This window comes from Aeromonas sp. ASNIH2 (genome assembly GCF_002934795.1).
GTDB lineage: Bacteria > Pseudomonadota > Gammaproteobacteria > Enterobacterales > Aeromonadaceae > Aeromonas > Aeromonas caviae.
The window spans coordinates 257,794-276,425 of sequence record NZ_CP026406.1 but is presented as its reverse complement, the minus strand read 5'-3'; the positions used below and the strand labels follow the sequence as shown (position 1 = coordinate 276,425).

Below are 18,632 nucleotides of genomic sequence, written 5' to 3'. Positions count from 1 at the left end.
TTGAGGGAGCGGCCTTTTTTGTGCCCGTGATTTCCCTATTCGTTGATGAAAGTGCCAATAAAAAGGAAGCAAGAGAACATGGCTGACATGATGAACGTAAGGTTGTCGTCCCAGGCTGCCGCCGCCCACTGGGGCGAGGGTGCCCTGCTCAGTTTCAACGGCGACGAGGCCCATCTCCATCTGGCCGCTGGCCAGGAGAAGGAGGCGCTGCGCGCGATCCAGCGGGGGGCCAGACGCCTCGAGTCGAGCGGCATCAAGCGCGTCAAACTGGTGGGTGAGGGCTGGAATGGGGAGCGTCGCTACGCCTTTGCCCAGGGCTTCTATGCCGCCAAGGGGGATCGCGAGCTCGATTTCGGCGAGCAGAGCGATCAGGAGGCTGCCGAGCTGGCGGCTTTGCTCAAAGCGACCCGCTGGGTGCGCGAGGTGACCAACGGCTGCCCGGAAGCCATCTACCCCATGAGCTTGGCGGAGTCCGCTCTGCTGCTCATTCGCAGCCTCGGCGGTGACAAGGTGACCGCCCGCATCACCGCTGGCGAAGCCTTGCGTGAATCGGGTCATATCGGGGTCTGGTCGGTGGGCCGTGGCAGCGAGCGCGAGCCGGTGCTGCTGGAGCTCGACTACAACCCGACCGGGGATGCCAACGCCCCTGTGGTCGCGGCGCTGGTGGGCAAGGGGATCACCTTCGATTCCGGCGGCTACTCCATGAAGTCCTCCGACAACATGCTGCCGATGAAGTCCGACATGGGCGGCGCCGCCATGGTGACCGGCGCCCTGGCGCTGGCCATCAGCCGTGGCCTGAACAAGCGGGTCAAGCTCATCCTCTGCTGCGCCGAGAACCTGGTCTCCGGCCACGCCTTCAAGCTCGGCGACATCCTCACCTATCGCAACGGCATCTCGGTCGAGATCCAGAATACCGACGCGGAAGGTCGCCTGGTGCTGGCAGACGGCCTGCTGGCCGCCAGCGAAAGCGGGGCTGCCTACATCCTCGACGCTGCCACCCTGACCGGCGCCGCCAAGACAGCGCTGGGCCGCGACTACAATGCCGTGTTTGCCATCGATGAGGCGGAGCAGGTGCGCGCGCTGGCTGCCGCCAACGCCGAAAACGAGAAGGCCTGGCCGCTGCCGCTCGAACCCTGGCACGCAGGCCAGCTCACCTCGGCCTTTGCCGAGCTGGGCAATGTGGCGTCCGCAGAAGGTACTGCCGGCGCCACCACGGCAGCGGCGTTCCTGTCGCGCTTCGTCCGTGACGAAGGCAAGGGCTGGGTGCACCTGGACCTGGCCGCTTCCTATCAGAAGTCGGGCAATGATCTCTGGGCGACCGGGGCCAAGGGCCATGGTCTTCGCACGATTGCCCGCTGGCTGCAGGAGGTGTGCGCATGAACGTCTGGTTGAGCCGAGAGTTTGCACCGGCCGAGTGGGGGGAGGGGGCACTGCTCTCCCACCGTGCCGACGGCATGGTGATCCATCTGGTGAGCGCCACTCCCTTGCTGGATATCCAGCAGGCGGCGCGGCGCCTGTGCAGCCAGGGGATCCAGCAGGTGGTCCTGGCTGGCCACTGGGAGCGGGAGCAGCAGTGGGCCTTTGCCCAGGGGCTGCAGACGCCCAAGGCGGAAGTGGGGTTGCAGTGGGCCACTTCGTCCGAGGAGGACAGGGAGGAGCTGGAGGCGCGCTGGCTGTGCGGGCGCTGGGTGCGGGAGATGACCAACGCCACCCCGGAGCAGCTGGGGCCGCTGGAGCTGGCGGTCGAAGCCGCCGCCTTCCTCACCGAGCTGGCACCGGACCGGATCAGCCATCGCATCCTCAAGGGAGAGGCGCTGCAACAGGCGGGCTGGGTCGGTCTCTATCAAGTGGGTCGTGGCAGTGACCGCGAGCCCGTGATGCTGGAGCTGGATTTCAATCCGGGCAAGGATCCCAAGGCGCCGGTAGCGGCCGCCCTGGTGGGCAAGGGGATCACCTTCGATTCCGGCGGCTACTCCATGAAAACCTCCCAGGGCATGCTGACCATGAAACACGACATGGGCGGTGCCGCCATCGTCACCGGCGCGCTGGCGCTGGCCATTCTGCGTGGCCTCGACAAGCGGGTGAAGCTCATCCTCTGCTGCGCCGAGAACCTGGTATCCGGCCATGCCTACAAGCTGGGTGACATCCTCACCTACAAGAACGGCACCACGGTGGAGGTGGTCAACACCGACGCCGAAGGGCGTCTGATCCTGGCCGACGGCTTGCAACTGGCCGGCGAGTCTGGTGCGCCGCTCATCATCGACGCCGCCACCCTCACCGGGGCGGCCGTGATGGCGCTGGGGGGGCGTTACAACGCCCTGTTTGGACTGGACAAGGGGCTGGTGAGCCGCGCCATGGCCTATTCGGATGCGGAGCAGGAGCCAGCATGGCCGCTGCCGCTGGAGCCCTGGCATCGCCAGCAGTGCCCGTCCCACTATGCCGACACCGCCAATAGCCGCCCCGTGCCGGGCGGCGGACCGGGGGGGGCCTCCAATGCGGCAGGTTTCCTCTCCCGCTTTGTCCCTGATGAGGGAAGAGGTTGGCTGCATGTCGATCTCGCCGCCTGCTTCAGCGAAAACGGCGACAGTCTGTGGGCGCCCGGGGCCAATACCCTGGGGATGCGCACCATCGCCCATACCCTGATGGCGGAGACGCGCTGAGTCAGTGAACGGCATCACAAGGGCACCTCAGGGTGCCCTTTCCAGTGCTGCTTTGCTGAGCAATTAATACGGTTTTGAGGCATTAGCATGCCGATCGTGCGCAAGCGCACATTTTTTCTCTCTGTCCTGGCACAAGATGAGTCACCATGTTGTTTCAAGGATTCTTTTGTTTAACAAAAAGTTGATTTTTTGTGTGTTATTTCGTTTTTTGTTTACGTATAATCGCCGCCGAACATGGATTCCTACAATAAAACTCTGTAGTTAAGGAAAGAACTCAATGGCTATCGAACGTACCTTCTCCATCGTCAAGCCGGATGCGGTCAGCAAAAACCTGATTGGTGCCATTTACAGCCGCTTCGAAAGCGCCGGCCTGAAAGTCATCGCCGCCAAGATGCTGCACCTGACCAGCGAACAGGCCGCCGGTTTCTACGCCGAGCACCAGGGCAAGCCGTTTTATGATGGTCTGGTCGGCTTCATGACCTCTGGCCCCGTCATGGTACAGGTGCTGGAAGGTGAAGACGCCATCCGCCGTCACCGTGAAATCATGGGCGCCACCAACCCGAAAGAGGCGCTGGCCGGCACCCTGCGCGCCTGCTACGCCGAGAGCATCGATCGCAACGCCGTCCACGGCTCCGATGCCCCGGCCTCTGCCGCCCGTGAAATCGCCTACTTCTTCTCCGACGACGAGATCTGCCCGCGCGGCTGATGTTGTCTGCTGGTGACCAAGGGAGCTTCGGCTCCCTTTTGTTTTTTGGTCATCCTGCCAATATCCACTTATTCTCCAGGTGGAAAGCCAGACCCATTATTTGTACAATGCCGCCCCCTGACGTAGGTCAGCCGATAATTTATGAAGTGTGTGAGCTGAGGCCCCTGATGAGCGAAACAAAAACCAACCTGCTGGATCTCGACCGGGATGCCATGCGTGCCTTCTTCGTCGAGTTGGGCGAGAAGCCGTTCCGGGCAGACCAGATAATGAAGTGGATCTATCACTTCGGTTGTGATGATTTCGATCAGATGAGCAACGTCAACAAGGCGCTGCGCGAGCGGCTCAAGGCCATTGCCGAGATCCGAGCCCCCGAGATCAGCCGTGAACAGCGCTCCGCCGATGGCACCATCAAATGGGCGCTGCAGGTGGGCGATCAGGAGGTGGAGACTGTCTACATTCCGGAAGCGGACCGCGCTACCCTGTGCGTCTCCTCCCAGGTGGGCTGCGCCCTGGCCTGCACCTTCTGCTCCACCGCCCAGCAAGGGTTCAACCGCAACCTGAAAGTCTCCGAGATCATCGGCCAGGTGTGGCGTGCCGCCAAAGTGGTGGGCGGCAAGCGCCCCATCACCAACGTGGTGATGATGGGCATGGGTGAGCCGCTGCTCAACCTCGCCAACGTGGTACCGGCCATGAAGCTGATGATGGATGACTTCGGCTTCAGCATCTCCAAGCGCCGCGTCACTCTCTCCACCTCCGGTGTGGTGCCGGCGCTGGACATGCTGGGGGACCAGATCGACGTTGCCCTGGCCATCTCTCTGCATGCGCCGAACGACCAGTTGCGTTCCGAGATCATGCCGATCAACGACAAGTACAACATCGAGTCCTTCCTTGCCGGGGTACGCCGCTATCTGGCCAAGTCCAACGCCAACGGCGGCCGGGTGACCGTGGAGTATGTGCTGCTCGATCACATCAACGACGACATGCAGCATGCCCATGAGCTGGCCAAGGTTCTCAAGGAAACTCCTTGCAAGATCAACCTGATCCCGTTCAACCCCTTCCCGGGCAACCCGTTTGGCAAGCCGAGCAACAGCCGTATCGACCGTTTCTCCAAGGTGTTGATGGAATACGGCCTGACCGTCATCGTGCGCAAGACCCGTGGTGACGACATCGACGCCGCCTGTGGGCAGCTGGTGGGGGAGGTGATCGACCGCACCAAGCGCACCATGAAAAATCGGATGCAACAGGATGGGATTTCCGTCAAAATGGTTTAACTCCTAAGCCATTGTATAGACAGGAAATGGATATCCGTACATTGATCGTAGTGGCAGCGCTCTGTGCGCTGCCAGGCTGTGTCACAGAGACCACTTACGCTGGCCAGAATTCGACCCAGCGTGAAGTGGGTCCCGACCTCAAGGCCGCCGCCCAGACTCGTCTCGATCTGGGTATCCAGTATCTGCGCCAGGGCAATGCCGAGCAGGCCAAATTCAATCTCGACCGCGCCCTTCAGTACGATCCCAACAATCCTCAGGTCTACATCGGTTTTGCCTATTTCTACCAGCAGGTGTCGGATTTCAAGGCCGCCGAGGCGAGCTACAAGAAAGCGCTGGCCATGGATCCGTCCAATGCTGACGCGATGAACAACTATGGCGCCTTCCTCTGCAACCGTGGCCGCTTCGACGAAGCGGAAAAGGCGTTCTTGCAGGCCGTCAGCCAGCCCGATTACGTGAAGATCGCCGATACCTACGAGAATGCGGCGCTCTGCTCGATGCAAAATCACAGAAATGACAAGGCCAGCGAGTATTATCGTCTGGCCTTGGGGTATAATTCCCGCAATCCTAGGTTATTGCTGGACATGGCCGAGCTTTCCATGAAAGATGGCAAGCTTCCTGATGTCCAGTCTTACCTCGCGCGCTTTGCCGATGTGGCAGAGGAGAACGAGGAGAGCCTCTGGCTCCGGCTGCGGCTGGCCCAGGCCATGGACAAACCGGCATTACTTCACCAATTCGGGACTGAGCTGGTAAGGCAATATCCCACTTCGCAACAAGCCAAGCGTTACTTAGCCAATGACTACTGAACAGCCACACGATTTCCAAGACGACTCCCAGGCAGCGGGCCCAGGCCAGCTGCTGCGCAACGCCCGTGAACAGCTCGGCTGGACCCGGGAACAGGTTGCGTCCCGCATTCACCTTCGTCTGACCCTGATCGCCGCCATCGAAGCGGATACCTATGACAAGCACACGTCCCATACCTTCATTCGTGGCTATCTGCGGGCCTATGCCAAGCTCGTGGGCATCCCCGAGGAGACCATCCTCGCCGCCTACGAAAAGCTGGGGCTGACTCCCCCCGACAACATCGACATGCAGAGCTTCTCCCGTCGCTCCCGCCAGCAGGCCAATGACAGCCGGCTCAAGGTGGTGACCTGGCTGGTGATCCTGGTGCTGATCGGGCTCTCCGTCGCCTGGTGGTGGCAGAGCACGGCGCGCCGCTCTGCCGGTGACGACGCCCTGGCGGCGACCGAGATGAGCGCGACCGTCAATACGCCGGAAGCGAATGTTGCCCCCGCCGTGGAGGTCGCCGAGCCCGTGCTGCCCGTAGCGTCCGATGCCGTGTCCACCCAGGTTGTGGTGAGCGGTGCCACCGCGACCCTGCCTGTGGTCGCTACGGATGCCAGCGCAGCCGTCCCGACGGACGTTTCCGGTGCGGTCTCGACTGCCGAGAGCACGACCACCGAGCCCGCCAAGGCGCCCCAGCTCAAGATGAGCTTCACCGCCGATTGCTGGCTGGATGTCAAGGATGCCAACGGCAAGACCCTGTTCAGCGGTCTGAAGAAGGCGAACGACGAACTGGTACTGGAAGGACCCGAGCCACTCAGATTCATCATTGGCGCGCCCATGGCGGTCAATCTCGAATATCAGGGCAAGTCCTTCGACATGAGCCGTTACAACAACGGCCGGACTGCCCGCTTCTCACTGCCGCAGGAGTAATCAGTCCGCCATGTCTGTTCACGAAAAGCCCGCACACGAATCACCCATCGTTCGTCGCAAATCCAGACAGATCATGGTCGGCAACGTGCCGGTTGGGGGCGATGCCCCCATCACGGTACAGACCATGACCAACACCAAGACCACGGACGTGGCCGCTACCGTCGAGCAGATCCAGCGGATCGAGCGGGTCGGCGCCGACATCGTCCGGGTCTCCGTCCCCACCATGGAGGCGGCGGAAGCGTTCAAGCTCATCAAACAGCAGACCCGCATCCCCATTGTGGCCGACATCCACTTCGACTACCGCATCGCCCTCAAAGTGGCCGAGTACGGGGCCGACTGCCTGCGCATCAACCCGGGCAACATCGGCAACGAAGAGCGGGTGCGTGCGGTGGTGGATTGCGCCCGTCACTACAACATCCCCATCCGCATCGGCGTCAACGGCGGTTCCCTTGAGCGTGATCTCCAGGAGAAATACGGCGAGCCGACCCCGGAGGCGCTGCTGGAGTCCGCCATGCGCCACGTGGATTATCTGGATCGCCTCGACTTCCAGAACTTCAAGGTGAGCGTCAAGGCGTCCGATGTCTTCCTGGCGGTCGGTGCCTATCGCCTGCTGGCCAAGCAGATCGATCAACCCCTGCATCTGGGCATCACGGAAGCGGGCGGTTTTCGCGCCGGCGCGGTCAAGTCCGCCATTGGCCTTGGCATGTTGCTGAGCGAAGGGATTGGCGACACCCTGCGCATCTCCCTGGCCGCCGATCCGGTGGAAGAGGTGAAGGTGGGCTTCGACATCCTCAAGTCCCTGCGCATCCGCTCCCGCGGCATCAACTTCATCGCCTGTCCCTCCTGCTCCCGTCAGGAGTTCGACGTCATCGGCACGGTCAACGCCCTGGAAGAGCGGCTCGAAGACATCATCACCCCGATGGATGTCTCCATCATCGGCTGTGTGGTGAACGGTCCGGGGGAGGCGCTGGTCTCCGATCTCGGCCTTGCGGGCGCCGCCAACAAGAGTGCCTTCTACGAGGGGGGCCAGCGGGTCGACCGACTCGACAACAAGGATTTGATCCCGACTCTGGAGCGTCGCATCCGTGCCAGGGCCGCCATGCTGGATCCGGCCAACCAGATCCAGGTGGACAAAGGTTGAACCATGACGGGGCCACCTGGGGTGGCCCCGGCTTTAGGTTGTTGATTTTACATCCCGCATCCGGGCACCCGATTTTACCTCGGGGTCGAAAATCCCTATAATGCGGCCAAATTTTACCTCTTTTTCTCGAGTATCAACGTGGCAAAACAGATCCAAGCTATTCGCGGTATGAATGATTGCCTGCCGGAGCAGAGCCCGGTATGGCAGAAAGTAGAACAGATCCTGCGCCAGGTCGTGGCCAGCTATGGCTACAGCGAAGTGCGCATGCCCATCGTCGAGCAGACCCATCTGTTCAAGCGTGCCATCGGTGAAGTGACCGACGTGGTCGAAAAAGAGATGTACACCTTTGAAGACCGCAACGGCGACAGCCTGAGCCTGCGTCCGGAAGGGACCGCCAGTTGCGTCCGTGCCGGCATCGAGCACGGTCTGCTTTACAACCAGGAACGCCGGATGTGGTACATGGGCCCCATGTTCCGCCACGAGCGTCCCCAGAAAGGTCGCTATCGCCAGTTCCATCAGTTCGGGGTCGAGCTGTTCGGCATCAACGGGCCGGACATCGATGCCGAGCTCATCATGCTGACCCACCGCCTGTGGCGCCTGTTCGGCATCAGCGATCACGTGACCCTGCAGCTCAACACCCTCGGCCAGAGCAACGAACGTGCCGCCTATCGCGATGCCCTGGTCGCCTATCTGGAACAGTACAAGAGCGAGCTGGACGAAGAGAGCCAGCGCCGCATGTACAGCAACCCTTTGCGGGTGCTCGACTCCAAGGACGAGAAAGTGCAGGCCATCCTGGCGGGTGCCCCCCGTCTGTTCGATCACCTTGGCGAAGAGAGCCTGGCTCACTTCGAAGGGCTCAAGCGCCTGCTCACGGCGGCCGGCATCCAGTTCGAGGTGAACGAGCGTCTGGTGCGCGGCCTCGACTACTACAACCTGACCGTGTTCGAGTGGGTGACCAACAGCCTGGGTGCCCAGGGCACCGTCTGTGCCGGTGGTCGCTACGACGGCCTGGTGGAGCAGCTCGGTGGCCAGCCGACCCCGGCGGTGGGCTTTGCCATGGGCATGGAGCGTCTGGTGCTGATGCTTGAAACCCTCGAGCTCAATGCTGACATCCGCCCGGCGGTGGATGTCTATCTCTGCATGGTGGGTGAGGGGACCGAACAGGCTGGCTTTGCCCTGGCAGAGCGCCTGCGCGATGCCCTGCCGGACTTGCGCCTCATGAGCCACTGCGGCGGCGGCAATTTCAAGAAACAACTCAAGCGTGCCGACAAGAGCGGCGCGGCCATTGCCCTGATCCTTGGGGAGACCGAGGTGCAAAGCGGGGAGATCACCATCAAATATCTGCGTGGCCAGGCCGAGCAACAGACCGTCTCGGTCGATGCCGCCATCGCCCTGCTGGCAGCGAAAGGAGAGTAAGCTGTGGAAGTGTATACCACTGAAGAACAACAGGTTGAGGTCATCAAGAGCTGGTGGAAAGAGAACGGTACCTCGGTGATCGCCGGGACCGTGATCGGTCTGGTCGGCCTCTTTGGCTGGCGCTACTACAACGAGATGCAGCAGAACAACCAGGAAGCCGCCTCCCAGGCTTACAACGAGATGACCGCCCAGCTCGCCAAGGGGGACGACGCCGCCCTGGAGCAGGCAAAGAGCTTCATTACCGCTCACAAGGGTGACGCCTATGCCGAGCTGGCCGCCCTGCAACTGGCCGCGGCCGCCGTCAAGGCGGGCAAGCTGGATCTGGCTGCCGAGCAGCTGACCCAGGTGGCCGCCAGTGGCGACGACAGCATCAAGCCCATCGCCGCCCTGCGTCTGGCACGGGTCCTGAGCGATCAGGGCAAGGCTGACGAGGCCCTGGCCCAGCTTGGCAAGATCAACAACGACGCCTTCAAGGCCCAGGTGGCGGAAGTGCGCGGCGATATCCTGCAAAAGCAGGGCAAGGCCGAAGAAGCGCGCGATGCCTATCAGGCGGCGGCGGATGCTGGCGGCCTGCAGAGCAGCGCCGAACTCAAGCTGAAGATGGATGATCTGGCGCTGCCAGCCGTCACTGCGGGCGAGGCACCGGATGCGTAATCTGTACAAGCGAATGGCGCTGGGGGTGGCTGTCTCCTTCGCCTTGCAGGGCTGCTCCCTGTTCAGTTCGGAAGAGGATCTCAACCCCATGGCGCCCCTGCCCAAGGTCGAGTCCGCGTTCACTGCCGATACCGCCTGGTCCTCCTCGGTCGGGGATGGCATCGGCGACTTCTACTCCCAGCTCAAGCCGGTGGTGGAAGAGGACCGCATCTATGCAGCGGCCCGCGATGGCGATGTGACCGCCTTCGAGCGCGAGAGCGGCAAGGAGCTGTGGAGCGTGGATCTGGCAGATCTGCCCATCAACGCCGACAAGCGCAGCGCCCGTCTCTCCGGTGGTCTGGTCTCCCGCTACGGCAAGCTGTTCCTCGGGTCCGAAAACGGGGTGATCTACGCCCTGAACGAGGCCAACGGCGAAGTGCTGTGGCAGACCACGGTGCCTGGGGAAGTGGTGGCGAGCCCCGCCGTCGAGGATGGCCGCGTGGTGGTGCTGACCACCTCCGGTCGCCTGGTGGCGCTCGATACCGACGAAGGCAAGCTGCAGTGGACCCTGTCCGAAGAGCAGCCGCCCCTGACCCTGCGCAGTGCCGGTGCCCCCATCATCACCAACGGTGCCGTCATCTATGGCCGCGCCGATGGCAAGGTGGGCATCGCCCTGCTGAGCAACGGCCAGCCGGTGCGTCAATCCAAGGTGGCTGACCCGCGCGGCGCCACCGAACTGGATCGGATGGTGGACGTCGATGCCAGCCCGCTGATTGCCGGTGATGAGCTCTACGCCATCGCCTACAACGGCCAGTTGATGGCGCGCAAGCTGATGAGCGGCGACGAAGTGTGGAAACGCAAGTATTCCGGTTATCGCGACATGGCGGTGACCGGCAATGCCATCGTGCTGACCGACAGCCGCAGCCATCTGTTTGCGGTCGATCGTCGCAACGGTCTCGAGCTGTGGTCCAACACCCAGCTGGAAAACCGCACCGTGACCGCCCCCGTCATCCTGGGTGACTATGTGGTGGTCGGAGATGTGGAAGGTTACCTGTATTGGCTGGACCGTACCGACGGGATCATCAAGGCCATGCAGCAGCTCGACAGCAGTGGTCTCTATGCCGCTCCGCTGGTGGAGGGTGACACCCTGTATGTGCAGAGCCGTGACGGCAAGTTGTACGCCCTCAAGCGTCCTTGATCGTCCGATAATGTGAATATCCGGCTCCTGGTCTTCGGACCCGGAGCCTTTGTCGTCTTGAGAATGAGGCTTTTATGACTCCTGTAGTTGCCCTGGTGGGCCGCCCCAACGTGGGGAAATCCACCCTGTTTAACCGCCTGACCCGTACCCGGGATGCCCTGGTTGCCGACTTCCCCGGCCTGACCCGGGACCGCAAATATGGCCAGGCGAAGCTGGGCGAGCTGGAATTTATCGTGGTCGATACCGGCGGTATCGATGGCACCGAGGAGGGGATCGAGCTGAAGATGGCCGAGCAGTCCCTGCTGGCCATCGAAGAGGCCGATGTGGTGCTCTTCATGGTGGATGCCCGTGCCGGTCTCACCGCGGCGGATCAGGCCATCGCCGAGCACCTGCGCAAGACCCACAAGAAGGTGTTTCTGGTGGCCAACAAGACCGACGGCATCGACGGTGACTCCGCGGTGTCCGAGTTCTACGGTCTGGCCCTGGGCGAGGTCTACCAGATGGCGGCCGCCCACGGCCGTGGCGTACTGAGCCTGCTGGAGCTGGCCCTAGCCCCTCACCTCGAGACCCTGGTCGGCTCTGCCACCGAGGCACAAGAGGAAGAGGAGCTGGAGGAGTTCGACGAAGAGGCCCTGCTGCGCATGGTGGCCGCTGGTGAGCTCGACACCCGGGAAGACACCAAGGAGACGCCGTTCGCCGACCTGCCCATCAAATTTGCTATCGTCGGTCGCCCCAACGTTGGCAAATCCACCCTGACCAACCGCATGCTGGGTGAAGATCGGGTCATCGTCTACGACATGCCGGGTACCACCCGCGACTCCGTCTACATCCCCATGGAGCGCGACGATCAGAAATACGTGGTCATCGACACCGCCGGCGTGCGTCGCCGTGGCAAGGTGCACGAGACGGTGGAGAAGTTCTCCGTCATCAAGACGCTCAAGGCGATTGAAGATGCCAACGTCTGCCTGCTGGTCATTGACGCCCGGGAGACCATCACGGATCAGGACTTGAGCATCCTCGGCTTCGTGCTCAACAGCGGCCGCTCCGTGGTACTGGTGGTCAACAAGTGGGACGGCCTGGATCAGAAGGTGAAAGAGGACGTCAAGAACGAGCTGGACAGACGCCTGGGCTTCATCGACTTCGCCCGGGTGCACTTCATCTCCGCCTTGCACGGCAGTGGCGTCGGTCACCTGTTCGAATCCATCAACGAGGCTTACGAGTCCGCGACTCGCCGCACCAGCACCGCCATGCTGACCCGCATCATGCAGATGGCACAGGAAGATCACCAGCCGCCCATGGTGAACGGTCGCCGGGTCAAGCTGAAGTATGCCCACGCCGGTGGTTACAACCCGCCGCGCATCGTGATCCACGGCAACCAGTTGAACGACCTGCCTGACTCCTACAAGCGCTACCTCATCAACTACTTCCGCAAGTCGTTGAAGATCATGGGTACCCCGATCCGGGTGGAGTTCCAGGAGTCGGTCAACCCGTTCGAGGGCAAGAAGAACACCCTGACCCTGAGCCAGGAACGCCAGCGCAAGCGCCTGCTCAAGGCCAAAGCGAAGAAATAAAGCCCTGCGGCTGCCCTTACCGGCAGCCGTTTTTCTTGGTGGCCCTCTTCAGGGCAGACAAACCGGGGGAGGGGCTGCGGGTAATGCCGGTGCACAGTGACCTAAAGAGGAGTCGAGAAGAGAATGAACACGCTGACCTGCCCTGCCTGTCAGGGCGAACTGGACAGCCGCAGCCGCGAGACGACGTGTGGCCAGTGTCAGGCCCGTTATCGCATCCGGGCCCTGTGTCCTGCCTGCGGGCAGGAGCTGGAGCGACTTCGGGCTTGCGGCGCGGTGGATTATTTTTGCAACCACTGCAACACCCTGGTCTCCAAACGCACCGTTCTGTTTGAAGCGCAGCCTGACAAGGCATAAAAAAACCCGGCTGATGCCGGGTTTATACTGTGTGCTCCGCTATCAGCAGCGTGAAGGAGCGGTTTCTGTGCCAGATCTTGCGTTTCATGTCGGCCAGCTTGAGCTTGCGTCTCGGGCTCCAGGCACATTTGGTTTTTCGGGCCAACATGGCTCTTCTGCGTGCTCGCATCCTGTTCTCCTCCCTGGTCTTGCGTGGGGCCGAAAGGGCCCTTGGCAGGAACTGCAACGCAATGAATACATTGCAATAAGTTCGCTCCAGCGCCCCTCGTATACCCAAGGATGGTAACAGAGAACAGGGCAGGAAAACACACCCCCCGGCGAGGCTAGGGGGTGATGATCTGTTTGACCACTTCGGCGATGATGGCCGGACGCTGTGCCGGCACGTCCGGCTCGCTGCTGTCGTCCTCGTCCAGCTCCTCCCGACGATGGGCCTTCTGCTGTTCGTTGTCGAGCCAGAGCAGGCTCTGGTAGTACTGGCGCACGTTGTTGACATAGTTGCGCGCCTCGCCGCCACGGGCATAGCCATAGCGCACCTTGCGATGCCAGCGTGACTGCTGCAACAGGGGCAGCACTTCTTTCACATCGCTCCAGGCGTCCGGGTTCTTGCCCAGCTCCTTGGTCAGGCGGCGGGCATCCATCATGTGGCCGTAGCCGATGTTGTAGGCGGTGAGGGCAAACCACACTTTCTCGTCCGCCGGGACCGAGTCGGGCACCTTCGCCATCATCTCCTGCAGGTAGCGGGCGCCCCCCTTGATGCTCTCTTCCGGGTGGGTGCGATCGTTTACCCCCATCGCCTTGGCGGTCGGGCCGGTGAGCATCATCATGCCACGCACCCCGGTGTAGGAGCGTGCCTGGGGATCCCAGTGGGATTCCTGATAGCTGATGGCGGCCAGCAGCCGCCAGTCGATATCCTTGGCGTGGGTCTGGAACAGCGCCTGGTACTTGGGCAGCAGGCTCTTGGCCCGTTGCAGGAAGGTACGGGTGTCGACGAAGTCGAAGTTCTGCACGTGGCCGAAGTACTTCTCGTCGAGCTTGGCGATGGCGCCATCCATGAAGCGCTGACCGAAGAAGTCGATGATGCTGGCGTAGAGGCTGTCGTCGGGCAGCTTGGTCATGGCCCAGGCCACGGTCTGCTTGCTGGCGAGGGTCAAGCCTTCGGTGAGTTCGGGGTAGTAGCGCTGGGTACGGGCCAGTATGGTGTCCTGCACCACCGTGTAGTCCACCTTGCCGTCGGCCACCTGCTTGAGCAGCTCTTCCACGTCCGCATCCCGATTGGTGCTCCACTTCAGGTTGGGGTACTGCTTGGCCAGCTCCTTCATCAGGTCCTCGCCGGTGGAGCCCGCCGGCACCACTATGCTGCCCTTGATGTCACCGAGGTTCTTGGGCCTGGGGGAGCCGTTGCGATAGACCAGCTTGGGGGAGACCTGGTAGAAGCCTGGGCCGAAGCGGAACAGCTTGCGCCGCTCCGGGGTCACGACGATGGCGGCGGCGGCGAGATCCAGCTTGCCCTTTTGCAGTTGCTCGACCAGCTCGGCGGTGCTGTAGGCCGGTACTATGGTCAGTTTGACCCCCAGCCAGTCGGCGTAAAGCTGCGCCAGCTCGTAGTCGAACCCCAGTGCGGTGTCGTCACGCTGGTAATAGGAAGTGGGGCCATAGAGGGTGCCAACCCGGATCTCGCCTCGCTGGCGTATTTGCTCCAGTTGGCTGGAGGGGTGGTAGAAGTCGCAACCGGCCAGGGCCAGCGTCAACATCATCCCGATGAACAGTCGAAAAATGCAGCGCAAGTAGGTGAGTACCCTTGTTGAAAAAATCGGCATTTGTCAAAAAAGAGGCACCTTTATACCAGAGAGTATGAAGGGAGTCACACCGCGCGAGATGAGAAAAACGTTTGTTCAGGATGGGCCTGATCCCTATAATACGCGCGTCTCAAATCCCCCCACACTCTAAAACTTGGTGAGAAAGGTATATGGAAATCTTGCGTGGTGCCCCAGCACTGTCTGAGTTTCGTGTCCACAAGCTGCTGCAGAGCTGCGCACAGAGAGGAGTAGAGATAGCAAGCGTCTATGCGGAATACGTGCATTTTGCCGAGCTGACGAGCCCGCTGTCGCCCCCCGAGCGAGCGACCTTGGGCCAGCTTCTGCGCTACGGCCCGACCATCCCGGAACACACCCCCAGCGGTCAGCTGTTCCTCGTTACCCCCCGCCCCGGCACTATCTCCCCCTGGTCTTCCAAAGCAACCGACATCGCCCATAACTGCGGCCTGAAACAGGTCAAGCGGCTGGAGCGCGGCATTGCCTATTACGTGCAGGCCAAGGGTGAGCTGAGCGTGGCCCAGCGTAGCGAGATCGCGGCCCTGCTGCACGATCGCATGATGGAAGTGGTTTTTGCCGAGATGAACGAGGCCGCCGCCCTGTTTGCTCACCACGAGCCGCGCCCCTTTACCCAGGTAGATGTGCTGGGTGGTGGTCGCGCCGCCCTGGCAGAGGCCAACGTGACCCTGGGTCTGGCCCTGGCCGATGACGAAATAGATTACCTGGTGACCAACTTCACCCGGCTGGGTCGCAATCCCAACGACATCGAGCTCTACATGTTTGCCCAGGCGAACTCCGAGCATTGCCGTCATAAGATCTTCAACGCCGACTGGACCATCGATGGCGAACAGCAGCCCAAGTCGCTGTTCAAGATGATCAAGAACACCTTCGAGCAGACGCCGGATCATGTCCTGTCTGCCTACAAAGACAACGCCGCGGTGATGGAAGGCAGCCAGGGTGGCCGCTTCTTCCCGAGCCCCGCCAACGGTGAGTACCAGTATCACCAGGAGCGCGTCGACATCCTGATGAAGGTGGAGACCCACAACCACCCGACCGCCATCTCTCCCTTCCCGGGTGCCGCCACCGGCTCCGGCGGCGAAATCCGCGACGAGGGTGCGACAGGCCGTGGCGCCAAACCCAAGGCGGGCCTGGTGGGCTTCTCCGTCTCCAACCTGCGCATCCCCGGTTTCGAGCAGCCATGGGAGCAGGACTTCGGCAAGCCGAGCCGCATCGTCAGCGCCTTTGACATCATGCAGGAAGGGCCCCTTGGCGGCGCCGCCTTCAACAACGAATTCGGTCGCCCTGCCATCCTGGGTTACTTCCGTACCTTCGAAGAGCAGGTGCCGAGCCACAACGGCGTCGAGGTGCGCGGCTACCACAAGCCCATCATGCTGGCGGGTGGCATCGGCAACATCCGCAGCGAGCACGTCCAGAAAGGGGAGATCCCGGTGGGGGCGGCCCTCATCGTGCTGGGTGGTCCGGCCATGAACATCGGCCTGGGTGGCGGCGCAGCCTCCTCCATGGCGTCCGGTCAGTCTGCCGAAGATCTCGACTTCGCCTCCGTGCAGCGTGACAACCCCGAGATGGAGCGTCGCTGCCAGGAAGTGATCGACCGCTGCTGGCAACTGGGGGACGACAACCCCATCGTCTTCATCCACGACGTGGGCGCCGGTGGTCTCTCCAACGCCATGCCGGAGCTGGTGAGCGACGGGGATCGCGGTGGTCGCTTCGACCTGCGTGCCATTCCGAACGACGAGCCGGGCATGAGCCCGCTGGAAGTCTGGTGCAACGAATCCCAGGAGCGCTATGTGCTGGCCGTGGCCCAGGACAAGCTGCCTCTGTTCAAGGCCTTGTGCGAGCGCGAACGCGCCCCCTATGCCGTCATCGGCACCGCCACCGAAGAGAAGCATCTCAGTCTCTCTGATGATCACTTTGACAACCAGCCCATCGATCTGCCGCTGGACGTGCTGCTTGGCAAGGCGCCCAAGATGCACCGCGACGTGCAGAGCCTGCCCGCTCAGGGCAAGGCGCTGCAACTGGACGGCATCACCCTCAGCGACGCCGCCGAGCGCGTGCTGCGCCTGCCGACGGTGGCGGAGAAGTCCTTCCTCATCACCATCGGCGATCGCACCGTAACGGGCCTCGTCAACCGCGACCAGATGGTCGGCCCCTGGCAGATCCCGGTGGCTGACTGCGCCGTCACCGCCGCGACCTACGACAGCTACCACGGTGAAGCCATGTCCATGGGCGAGCGCACCCCGGTGGCGCTGCTCTCTCATGCCGCCTCCGCCCGCATGGCGGTGGCCGAGGCCCTGACCAACCTGGCACCGGCCAATATCGGCTCCCTCAAGCGGGTCAAGCTCTCCGCCAACTGGATGTCCGCAGCCGGCCACCCGGGGGAAGATGCGGGTCTCTACGAAGCCGTGAAAGCGGTGGGCGAAGAGCTCTGCCCGGCCCTTGGCATCACCATCCCGGTGGGCAAGGACTCCATGTCCATGAAGACCCGCTGGCAGCAGGACGGGGAAGAGCGCAGCGTCACCTCGCCGCTCTCCCTGCTCATCTCCGCCTTTGCCCGGGTCGAGGACGTGCGCAATACCGTGACCCCGCAACTGCGCACCGATCTCGGTGAGACCGACCTTATCCTCATCGACCTTGGCAACGGCAAGCAGCGCCTCGGCGCCTCAGCCCTGGCCCAGGTTTACCGCCAGCTTGGGCAAAGCGCCCCGGATCTGGACAACCCGGTTCAGCTCAAGGGCTTCTTCAACGCCATCCAGGCGCTGGTGGCGGATCGCAAGCTGATTGCCTACCACGACCGCTCCGACGGCGGCCTCTTCGTCACCCTGACCGAGATGGCGTTTGCCGGTCACTGCGGCCTCGACATCCAGCTCGATCGCGTGGGTGGCGACCTGCTGCCGGCCCTGTTCAACGAGGAGCTGGGTGCCGTCATCCAGGTTCGTCGCGAAGACAAGGAAGCGGTGCTGACCCTGCTGGCCGGTCACGGTCTGGCAGCCTGCTCCCATGTGCTGGGCACGGTACGCGAAGACGACCTCATTCTGTTCCAGCGTGCCGGCAGCGAAGTGTATCGCGCCAGCCGCACCGCCCTTCGCACCATCTGGGGCGAGACCAGCTGGCAGATGCAGCGCCTGCGCGACAACCCGGAATGCGCCGATCAGGAGCATGCCGCCCGCCAGGACGCCACCGATCCGGGTCTGCAGGCCAGGCTCACCTACAACCCGTCCGACGACGTGGCCGCGCCCTATATCGCTCGCGGGGTTTCTCCCCGTCTGGCGGTGCTGCGCGAGCAGGGGGTCAACTCCCACGTGGAGATGGCGGCGGCGTTTGACCGCGCCGGCTTTACTGCGGTGGACGTGCATATGAGCGACATCCTCGAGGGGCGCATCAAGCTGGAAGATTTCCAGACCCTGGTGGCCTGTGGCGGCTTCTCCTACGGCGACGTGCTGGGGGCGGGCGAAGGCTGGGCCAAGTCCATCCTGTTCAACGACAACGCCCGTGAGCAGTTCCAGCGCTTCTTCGAGCGCGGCGATACCCTCTCCCTGGGGGTGTGCAACGGCTGCCAGATGATGTCCAACCTGCGTGACCTCATCCCGGGGGCCGATCTCTGGCCGCGCTTCGTGCGCAACCGCTCCGAGCGCTTCGAGGCGCGCTTCAGCCTGGTGGAAGTGCAGGACTCCCCGTCCGCCTTCTTCGCCGGGATGGCGGGTTCCGTGATGCCGATTGCCGTCTCCCACGGGGAAGGGCGCGTGGAAGTGCGCGATGCCGCTCACCTGGCTGCGCTGCAACAGAGCGGTCTGGTGGGGCTGCGTTTCGTGGACAACCGCGGCAACGTCACCGTGCAATACCCGGCCAACCCCAACGGCTCCCCTGACGGTATCACCGCGGTGACCAGTACGGACGGCCGCGCCACCATCATGATGCCGCACCCGGAGCGGGTATTCCGCACCGTGGCCAACTCCTGGCACCCGGACAACTGGGGAGAGGATGGCGCCTGGATGCGCATGTTCCGCAATGCTCGGGTTCGCCTGGGTTAAGCGCCAGCAAGAAACCAAAAACCGGCCCCAGTGGCCGGTTTTTTATGGGCATGTGTCTGAGAATGGGGAGGGCAGGAGGAGGCGAGCACGATGGGGGCAAGGCCGTCTT

At 62.6% G+C, this 18,632-nt stretch carries 15 protein-coding genes; 13 read left to right on the top strand and 2 right to left on the bottom strand.

Features of this window, described 5'->3' with window-relative positions:
- Positions 1-78 precede the first annotated feature (78 nt).
- From pepB (C3F36_RS01350) to C3F36_RS01295, 12 genes are all read left to right on the top strand, one after another.
- Positions 79-1,380 carry an aminopeptidase PepB gene (gene pepB / locus C3F36_RS01350; RefSeq protein WP_104454299.1) on the top strand — a complete coding sequence of 434 codons (1,302 nt, stop codon included), beginning with the start codon at positions 79-81 and terminating at the stop codon, positions 1,378-1,380.
- Positions 1,377-2,660 carry an aminopeptidase PepB gene (gene pepB / locus C3F36_RS01345; protein WP_039038726.1) on the top strand — a complete coding sequence of 428 codons (1,284 nt, stop codon included), beginning with the start codon at positions 1,377-1,379 and terminating at the stop codon, positions 2,658-2,660. Before pepB (C3F36_RS01350) ends, pepB (C3F36_RS01345) begins: the two co-directional genes overlap by 4 nt.
- A gap of 277 nt (positions 2,661-2,937) precedes the next feature.
- Positions 2,938-3,366 carry a nucleoside-diphosphate kinase gene (gene ndk, locus C3F36_RS01340; RefSeq protein WP_045524435.1) on the top strand — a complete coding sequence of 143 codons (429 nt, stop codon included), beginning with the start codon at positions 2,938-2,940 and terminating at the stop codon, positions 3,364-3,366.
- A 167-nt stretch (positions 3,367-3,533) separates the two neighbouring features.
- On the top strand, positions 3,534-4,637 hold the full coding sequence (locus C3F36_RS01335; protein ID WP_041213014.1) for a bifunctional tRNA (adenosine(37)-C2)-methyltransferase TrmG/ribosomal RNA large subunit methyltransferase RlmN: 1,104 nt from the start codon (positions 3,534-3,536) through the stop codon (positions 4,635-4,637).
- A gap of 11 nt (positions 4,638-4,648) precedes the next feature.
- Complete coding sequence (tapF, locus tag C3F36_RS01330; RefSeq protein ID WP_104454298.1) at positions 4,649-5,440, top strand: PilW family type IVa pilus biogenesis/stability lipoprotein TapF; 792 nt, start codon at positions 4,649-4,651, stop codon at positions 5,438-5,440.
- A complete protein-coding gene (locus C3F36_RS01325; protein WP_104454297.1) occupies positions 5,430-6,350 on the top strand; it encodes a RodZ domain-containing protein in 921 nt (306 codons plus the stop codon). Before tapF ends, C3F36_RS01325 begins: the two co-directional genes overlap by 11 nt.
- A gap of 10 nt (positions 6,351-6,360) precedes the next feature.
- A complete protein-coding gene (gene ispG / locus C3F36_RS01320) occupies positions 6,361-7,491 on the top strand; it encodes a flavodoxin-dependent (E)-4-hydroxy-3-methylbut-2-enyl-diphosphate synthase (protein WP_010675049.1) in 1,131 nt (376 codons plus the stop codon).
- Between the two features lie 138 nt (positions 7,492-7,629).
- Positions 7,630-8,907 (top strand): histidine--tRNA ligase, encoded by a 1,278-nt coding sequence (gene hisS, locus C3F36_RS01315; RefSeq protein WP_010675048.1) that lies wholly within the window; start codon positions 7,630-7,632, stop codon positions 8,905-8,907.
- 3 nt (positions 8,908-8,910) lie between these two features.
- Positions 8,911-9,561, top strand: coding sequence for a YfgM family protein (locus C3F36_RS01310; RefSeq protein WP_039038720.1), 651 nt, complete (start codon positions 8,911-8,913; stop codon positions 9,559-9,561).
- Entirely contained in the window at positions 9,554-10,738 is a 1,185-nt protein-coding gene (bamB, locus tag C3F36_RS01305) for an outer membrane protein assembly factor BamB (RefSeq protein ID WP_104454296.1), read from the top strand. The genes C3F36_RS01310 and bamB overlap by 8 nt, the downstream gene beginning before the upstream one ends.
- A 74-nt stretch (positions 10,739-10,812) precedes the next feature.
- Complete coding sequence (der, locus tag C3F36_RS01300) at positions 10,813-12,309, top strand: ribosome biogenesis GTPase Der (RefSeq protein WP_010675045.1); 1,497 nt, start codon at positions 10,813-10,815, stop codon at positions 12,307-12,309.
- Between the two features lie 123 nt (positions 12,310-12,432).
- Complete coding sequence (locus C3F36_RS01295) at positions 12,433-12,663, top strand: zinc ribbon domain-containing protein (protein WP_039038718.1); 231 nt, start codon at positions 12,433-12,435, stop codon at positions 12,661-12,663.
- A gap of 22 nt (positions 12,664-12,685) precedes the next feature.
- Here C3F36_RS01295 and C3F36_RS23960 read toward each other — a convergent pair whose 3' ends face one another.
- Both C3F36_RS23960 and mltF read right to left on the bottom strand, forming a co-directional pair.
- The gene (locus C3F36_RS23960) at positions 12,686-12,811 is read right to left on the bottom strand and encodes a hypothetical protein (RefSeq protein ID WP_267893442.1); all 126 of its coding nucleotides are present in this window, start codon (positions 12,809-12,811) and stop codon (positions 12,686-12,688) included.
- 175 nt (positions 12,812-12,986) lie between these two features.
- A complete protein-coding gene (gene mltF / locus C3F36_RS01290; protein ID WP_029314683.1) occupies positions 12,987-14,480 on the bottom strand; it encodes a membrane-bound lytic murein transglycosylase MltF in 1,494 nt (497 codons plus the stop codon).
- Between the two features lie 149 nt (positions 14,481-14,629).
- Between mltF and purL the strand changes: the two genes are divergently transcribed.
- On the top strand, positions 14,630-18,523 hold the full coding sequence (purL, locus tag C3F36_RS01285) for a phosphoribosylformylglycinamidine synthase (protein ID WP_104454295.1): 3,894 nt from the start codon (positions 14,630-14,632) through the stop codon (positions 18,521-18,523).
- The last annotated feature ends 109 nt before the right edge of the window (positions 18,524-18,632 follow it).

Bases quoted from the DNA above. Each gene is read 5' to 3' on its own strand.
- der (WP_010675045.1), top strand. From the start codon at position 10,813: ATGACTCCTGTAGTTGCCCTGGTGGGCCGCCCCAACGTGGGGAAATCC.
- purL (WP_104454295.1), top strand. From the start codon at position 14,630: ATGGAAATCTTGCGTGGTGCCCCAGCACTGTCTGAGTTTCGTGTCCAC.
- pepB (WP_039038726.1), top strand. From the start codon at position 1,377: ATGAACGTCTGGTTGAGCCGAGAGTTTGCACCGGCCGAGTGGGGGGAG.
- ndk (WP_045524435.1), top strand. From the start codon at position 2,938: ATGGCTATCGAACGTACCTTCTCCATCGTCAAGCCGGATGCGGTCAGC.
- C3F36_RS01335 (WP_041213014.1), top strand. From the start codon at position 3,534: ATGAGCGAAACAAAAACCAACCTGCTGGATCTCGACCGGGATGCCATG.
- ispG (WP_010675049.1), top strand. From the start codon at position 6,361: ATGTCTGTTCACGAAAAGCCCGCACACGAATCACCCATCGTTCGTCGC.
- pepB (WP_104454299.1), top strand. From the start codon at position 79: ATGGCTGACATGATGAACGTAAGGTTGTCGTCCCAGGCTGCCGCCGCC.
- bamB (WP_104454296.1), top strand. From the start codon at position 9,554: ATGCGTAATCTGTACAAGCGAATGGCGCTGGGGGTGGCTGTCTCCTTC.
- C3F36_RS23960 (WP_267893442.1), bottom strand. From the start codon at position 12,811: ATGTTGGCCCGAAAAACCAAATGTGCCTGGAGCCCGAGACGCAAGCTC.
- C3F36_RS01295 (WP_039038718.1), top strand. From the start codon at position 12,433: ATGAACACGCTGACCTGCCCTGCCTGTCAGGGCGAACTGGACAGCCGC.
- mltF (WP_029314683.1), bottom strand. From the start codon at position 14,480: ATGCCGATTTTTTCAACAAGGGTACTCACCTACTTGCGCTGCATTTTT.
- C3F36_RS01325 (WP_104454297.1), top strand. From the start codon at position 5,430: ATGACTACTGAACAGCCACACGATTTCCAAGACGACTCCCAGGCAGCG.